This window comes from Neobacillus citreus, from assembly GCF_018343545.2.
Lineage (GTDB): Bacteria > Bacillota > Bacilli > Bacillales > Cytobacillaceae > Neobacillus > Neobacillus citreus.
In genome coordinates this window covers 1-4,049 of sequence record NZ_JAGYPE020000127.1, presented here as the reverse complement: position 1 = coordinate 4,049, position 4,049 = coordinate 1, and the positions used below count along the sequence as shown (strand labels likewise).

The window sequence follows — 4,049 nt, the reverse complement described above, 5'->3', positions numbered from 1 at the left end:
AATCTGGTCTTATGAACCCTTTATAAGATAATTTTTACCATCTTTTACCATATACTATAGCTTTATAAAAAAACAGACGCCCCTACCCGGCGTCTGCTCATCATCTCAAGTATTTTTTTATCTTCTCTAACAAATACGGAACCGAATGAAATGCGTAAAGCGTCTCTTCCACACGCCCATTATCAACAAACAACAGGCACGGCACGCTTTCAATCGCAAAAGACCGAGCCAAATCGGGATAGTAATTTAGGTTCATTTTTCCAATACTAACATCCCCAAGTGCTGCCTCCGCGACAACTAGCATTTTCCCGGCCACTTGGCACGTCCCGCACATGGGTGTATAAAAGTAAACTAGACCGCGCTCGCCGCGCTCCCAAAACGCGGAAAATTCATCTCGATTCCATTCTAACATCAGTAACTTCAGCCCATCTCTAAAAACTCTTTATGCACGTCAATGTTTGCCCCCAGCAAAACCGTTGCTAAGTGGTGCTCTGGGGCGGTTGCCACTTCGCGGTACATTCGGTCTATATATAAATGCTCTGCATTTGGAAATTCCCTTTTAAAAAGCTTGCGCAGCTTTTCACCTGCAGCATCGGCGTCAACAAGAATGTAGACATCTTTGTCCTCAAGAATATCAATCCACTCATCCAACTTTGTGTGACTAATGGTCCCGTTTGTACAAATTATTTCGACGGGCTCTTTTAAAATATTCTTGACCTTGTTTTTGTCCGATTTTCCTTCCACAATAAGAACTTTGTCAACATACGAATCATTCATCATCCATCACCTGATATGAAGTGGTTTACTGTTAACATATTCCGGAATTACTAATACGTGTACACATCTTTGTATGTCAACTATACCATCATTAGTATTTTAAAAATAGGAATTTGCTTAAAAGATGATGGAATCCTTTCATTTCTCAGCACCATCCACCATCATCACAGTCAGTATACTTGGCATCCCGGCCCTCTGTTGTGGTGACATGCTGATATATTTTTTGGCCTTCGGCTTCAAAATGATGTTCGAGCTTCATTTGAACATTCTCTGGAAGCTTACATATGCCGATTGACTGATTTTCCAAAAACAGCTCTAATTCTCCATTTTTGAGCTTGCCCACTACCCGGTCTGTTACGTCTATCTTATGTTGATTCAATGCCATTTTTTCCACCTGCCATATAATTTTATTAATAGTTTCCCCATTAACTCAGAAGAAAAAGTGGTAATAAAAAGAAAAAGCACCCGCAATGGGCGCTTTTTCGCTCAAAAAATTAATCTTCTTTAATCATTTCTTCGTATTGCTCGGCAGTCATCAGTTCATCCAGCTCGCCGCTATTTGAGACTTCAACCACGATCATCCATGCTTTTTCATATGGAGATTCGTTCACATATTCAGGGTTGTCATTCAAATCTTCGTTAATTTCAACAACCTTGCCGCTTACCGGAGAATAAAGTTCGGAAACCGTCTTAACAGACTCAACGCTGCCGAATGGTTCGCCGGCATTGATCTCATCGCCGACTTCAGGAAGTTCAACGAAAACGATGTCTCCTAATTCATGCTGTGCAAAGTCGGTGATTCCAATACGCACGAGGCTGCCTTCGTTTTTTACCCATTCATGTTCTTCAGTATAACGCAATTCTTTTGGTGTGCTCATTGTCTAAATCCCTCCATGATTTTTCTAATAATATCTATCATCGAAATAAATCGATTGCCATTTTAATGATGGACTATTTCGTCCATACTCTCTCAAACTCATCTTCTTTAAAGCCGACAGTGACATGTTCACCGTCTGTTAAAATTGGGCGTTTCAGCAACATGCCGTCAGACGCAAGCAAGTCTAACAGTTCATCTTCGGAAGCGGTCTTTAATTTGTCTTTAACGCCTAATTCACGATATTTCATTCCGCTAGTGTTGAAAAACTTCTTTAATTCCAAGCCGCTTTTTTGATAAAAATCTCGAATTTCCTCACGGGATGGAGGGTTTTCCACGATATGTACAGGCTCGTAATTAACTTCATGCTGGTCAAGCCACTTTTTTGCGTTTCGACATGTTCCGCACTTCGGATACCAGTAAAAAGTCAAAGACATCCTTTCACCGCCTTTTACTAAAATTCAGTCATAATTGAATATTACCATAACTATTTTCAAAATAAAAAATATCCAACCAAACAATTCGACTAATTTCGTGAAAATCCTGCCAAGTTTCGAAAAAATTCAAAAATAAAAAAGGGCCCCTACATGAACAAAGGGGACCCGGTACAAGATATTAAACTAAATAACGTTCTGCTTCGATGATGACATCGGCAGCTTCGCGTTTTTTCGCAATTACGTTGATTGGAGTGTGGCGAGTCAGCTTTCTTAGTGTGGAAAGCATCATGCGCAGCATGTCGCCTTGTTCAACAGCCACAAGTGTTTCTTTCGCAACAGCTTCGATACGGTTGAACGCTTCTTGGCAGAAGATTTGAGTGTAAAGAAGCTTCTGCTGGTTCTTTTCTGCACCGTCTTTGGCAATTGCTTTTTCAGTACGTAATACAACAGATTCCATTGAATATACATCTGAAATGATATCAGCGATATTTGCAAGGATTTCTTGCTCTTTTTCAAGGGCCTTGCCAAATTTTTGAGCTGATAAACCAGCAGCAACTAGCGCAAGTTTCTTAGCTTGCTTTACTAGATATTTTTCCTGTGCTAATGGCTCATCGCCTGGCTCTTCAGGCATTAACATCATTAATTCTTCTTGAAGGGCCATTGCTTTTTGGAATAATGGAAGCTCGCCTTTGATCGCCTTTTTCACAAGCGTTCCTGGAACAAGAAGACGGTTGATTTCGTTTGTTCCTTCGAAAATACGCTGGATACGGGCGTCACGGTATGCTCTTTCAATTGGGTACTCCTGCATGAAGCCGTAACCGCCATGGATTTGTACACCTTCGTCAACCACATGGGCGAGTACTTCACTGCCGAAGAATTTGTTTAATGAACACTCGATTGCATATTCAGCGATAGAATCCGCAAGTTTCTTAATATCTTTAGTTTCTTCATCGGAAAGCTTGCCTTGGTTATCTTCATAAAGACCGATTGTACGCCATACAGAGCTTTCAGCAGCATAAATTTCAGAAGCCAATGTTCCGAACTTTTCTTTTGTTAAATTAAATTGAGAAATTGGTGTTTTGAATTGCTGACGGCCGTTTGCATATTTTACAGTCATTTCAAACGCTTTCTTGGAACCGCCCACAGCACCGATTGCAAGCTTGTAACGACCGATATTTAAGATGTTGAACGCGATAACATGGCCCTTGCCGATTTCGCCTAATAGGTTTTCAACTGGAACTGGGACATCTTCTAAAATAAGGGTACGAGTGGATGAGCTCTTGATACCCATTTTCTTTTCTTCAGCGCCGGTAGAAACGCCAGGGAAGCTACGGTCTACGATAAATGCTGAGAACTTTTCACCGTCAATTTTAGCGTAAACAACAAATACATCTGCGAAGCCGGCGTTGGTAATCCATTGCTTTTCGCCGTTTAGAATATAATGTGTGCCTTCTGCATTTAATTTGGCAGTCGTTCTTGCGCCTAGAGCGTCAGAACCTGAACCTGGCTCAGTCAATGCGTAAGCAGCTAGTTTTTCACCAGATGCAAGAGCTGGTAAATAGCGTTTCTTTTGGTCCTCGTTACCGAATAAAACGATTGGCAGTGAACCGATACCTACGTGTGCACCGTGGGAAAGCGCGAAACCGCCGCCGCCGGCCATTTTTTCAGTAATTAAAGATGAAGTGATTTTGTCCAAGCCTAAACCTTCGTACTCTTCAGGCACGTCAGCAGCTAATAGACCCAGTTCGCCAGCTTCCTTTAAAAGCTTGACAGTAATATCAAATTCATGGTTTTCAAGACGCTCAAGAACAGGATGAACTTCTTTTTCCACAAAGTCTTCAGCTGTCTTAGCAATCATTAAATGCTCTTCCGTAAAATCTTCCGGGGTAAAGATTTGATCATAAGTAAGATCTTCAATTAAAAAGGCTCCGCCTTTAACGATTTTTTTAGTTTCAGTCATC

At 41.1% G+C, this 4,049-nt stretch carries 6 protein-coding genes; all 6 read right to left on the bottom strand.

Going from position 1 to position 4,049, the window contains the following annotated elements; translation table 11 throughout:
* Positions 1 to 100 precede the first annotated feature (100 nt).
* Entirely contained in the window at positions 101 to 412 is a 312-nt protein-coding gene (locus KHB02_RS29405; protein WP_213144320.1) for a thioredoxin family protein, read from the bottom strand.
* A gap of 8 nt (positions 413 to 420) precedes the next feature.
* On the bottom strand, positions 421 to 777 hold the full coding sequence (locus tag KHB02_RS29400; protein ID WP_213117825.1) for a toprim domain-containing protein: 357 nt from the start codon (positions 775 to 777) through the stop codon (positions 421 to 423).
* Positions 778 to 922: 145 nt separating this feature from the next.
* The gene (locus KHB02_RS29395) at positions 923 to 1,162 is read right to left on the bottom strand and encodes a YusG family protein (protein ID WP_213144319.1); all 240 of its coding nucleotides are present in this window, start codon (positions 1,160 to 1,162) and stop codon (positions 923 to 925) included.
* A 109-nt stretch (positions 1,163 to 1,271) separates the two neighbouring features.
* A complete protein-coding gene (gcvH, locus tag KHB02_RS29390) occupies positions 1,272 to 1,655 on the bottom strand; it encodes a glycine cleavage system protein GcvH (protein ID WP_213144318.1) in 384 nt (127 codons plus the stop codon).
* Positions 1,656 to 1,728: 73 nt separating this feature from the next.
* Positions 1,729 to 2,088, bottom strand: a complete 360-nt coding sequence (locus KHB02_RS29385; protein ID WP_213144317.1) for an arsenate reductase family protein — start codon at positions 2,086 to 2,088, stop codon at positions 1,729 to 1,731.
* A gap of 178 nt (positions 2,089 to 2,266) precedes the next feature.
* Positions 2,267 to 4,048 carry an acyl-CoA dehydrogenase family protein gene (locus KHB02_RS29380; RefSeq protein ID WP_213144316.1) on the bottom strand — a complete coding sequence of 594 codons (1,782 nt, stop codon included), beginning with the start codon at positions 4,046 to 4,048 and terminating at the stop codon, positions 2,267 to 2,269.
* Position 4,049: the final 1 nt, after the last annotated feature.

Excerpts from the sequence above, each read along its gene's own strand:
- KHB02_RS29400 (WP_213117825.1), bottom strand. The coding sequence starts at position 777 with ATGAATGATTCGTATGTTGACAAAGTTCTTATTGTGGAAGGAAAATCG.
- KHB02_RS29385 (WP_213144317.1), bottom strand. The coding sequence starts at position 2,088 with ATGTCTTTGACTTTTTACTGGTATCCGAAGTGCGGAACATGTCGAAAC.
- KHB02_RS29395 (WP_213144319.1), bottom strand. The coding sequence starts at position 1,162 with ATGGCATTGAATCAACATAAGATAGACGTAACAGACCGGGTAGTGGGC.
- KHB02_RS29380 (WP_213144316.1), bottom strand. The coding sequence starts at position 4,048 with ATGACTGAAACTAAAAAAATCGTTAAAGGCGGAGCCTTTTTAATTGAA.
- gcvH (WP_213144318.1), bottom strand. The coding sequence starts at position 1,655 with ATGAGCACACCAAAAGAATTGCGTTATACTGAAGAACATGAATGGGTA.
- KHB02_RS29405 (WP_213144320.1), bottom strand. The coding sequence starts at position 412 with ATGTTAGAATGGAATCGAGATGAATTTTCCGCGTTTTGGGAGCGCGGC.